This window comes from Nonomuraea sp. NPDC005650 (assembly GCF_040605375.1).
Classification (GTDB): Bacteria; Actinomycetota; Actinomycetes; order Streptosporangiales; family Streptosporangiaceae; genus Nonomuraea.
The window spans coordinates 1-1,475 of sequence record NZ_JBEXCR010000136.1 but is presented as its reverse complement, the minus strand read 5'-3'; the positions used below and the strand labels follow the sequence as shown (position 1 = coordinate 1,475).

The window sequence follows — 1,475 nt, the reverse complement described above, 5'->3', positions numbered from 1 at the left end:
CCGCCCCGTACTACATTCGTAGATCCGGTGGGAGTGGATCGCCGCGCTGCCGATAGTGGCTGGTCAGGGCGCGCGTCTGGTGAAGCCGCCGGAATTGTGACCAGGCCAGGACGTGATCGATGGCATTGGCCGCGGGGATGAACAGCCGGGCCAGAACACGGCGGATCTCGGCGAGGGAGAGCCGCAGGACCCTCAACGCGGCGACGCCTCCATAAGCGGACGGTCTTTTCCCTCGTCGGTGGCCTCATCAGCATCGGTGGGCAGGGTGGCGCGCGTGGCGGTCAGGAACGCCAGCGCGAGCATGGCGATGGTGACGTGCCGGTGCCAGGGCGTCCACTTGCGGACCTGGTACTGGGTCAGGCCGAGCAGGTCTTTGCCGTGCTCGTTGTTCTCCTCGATCTTCCAGCGCATCCCGGCCGCGTCGATGAGTTCGGTGACCGCGGTGTCCACTGGAGCGTGGGCCAGGAAGAACTCCACCTCGGACGGGGTGCTGACCGAGCGGCGGATCAGCAGGGTGTGGGCGTATCCGGGCGCGGGAGCTTGCCCGGCCACGGCGACGGCCAGGGCCGTCCAGTCGTAGACGCGCTCGCCTTTGGTGCCGTTCCCGCACGAGCGGCGCTCCCAGATCTGCGGGGCGCCGCGGGCCAGCAGCCGGTCGAGCACGTGCCCTGCCGGCTCGGCTCCGCCGCGGAGGGCGAGCAGGGGCAGATCGACGGGCACCGCCATGAGGTAGCCGATCGCGCGCTCATGGCAGAAGGCGCGCAGGCCTGGGTCTCGGCCATAGCCCGAATCGGCGCACAGGTAGCGGAACGGCGTGCCGGCCGCGATCTCCTCGGTGAGCATGTCGATCATCAGTTGCGGCTTGGTGCGGAAGACGACGTGCTCGGGCACCCCGGCCCGTGCTCGCCGCGCGTCGTCGCCACTCCATGCCTCGGGCAGGTACAGGCGCCGGTTGACGAACGCGTGCCCGGACGTCGAGGCGTAGGTGAGCATGGGCATGACCTGGCAGTTCTCCACCTGGCCAGTCAGGCCGCAGTACTGGTCGGCCACGCCGACCGACTTGTCGCCCTTCTTGATCGCGGCCGTGTCGTCGGCAATCAGAACGGCATCGTCGCGGCCCAGGTGCGCCAGCGCGTAGGAGCGGACCTCGTTCCGCAGGGCGTCGGCGTCCCACTTCGCGCGGTCCAGCAGGTGCTCGAACCGGTAGGCGGTGGCGTGCCCGATGTGGTCGGCAAGTTGCCAGGAGTTCTTGCGTGGTACGTCGGCCAGCAGCGCGCGCACCAGATCGGCGAAGGCCTGCCGAGGCTCAGGGCGGGTGAACAGGGGGCCGGCGATCCGCTCGGTCAGCGCTGTCAGTTCCGCATCCCAGGACACGACGAGATCGTAGGTCAGAGCACACGTCACGCACCGACAATGGGTCAACTACAGTGCGTGGCGGAGCCGAACGAATCAAGATCTACGAATGTAGTACCCGC

General features: G+C 68.5%; 1 protein-coding gene. It reads right to left on the bottom strand.

Translation table 11 applies throughout. The annotated features are described in order from the left end of the window. Positions 1 to 192: 192 nt before the first annotated feature. On the bottom strand, positions 193 to 1,374 hold the full coding sequence (locus ABZS69_RS67030; RefSeq protein WP_355395662.1) for an IS701 family transposase: 1,182 nt from the start codon (positions 1,372 to 1,374) through the stop codon (positions 193 to 195). Positions 1,375 to 1,475: the final 101 nt, after the last annotated feature.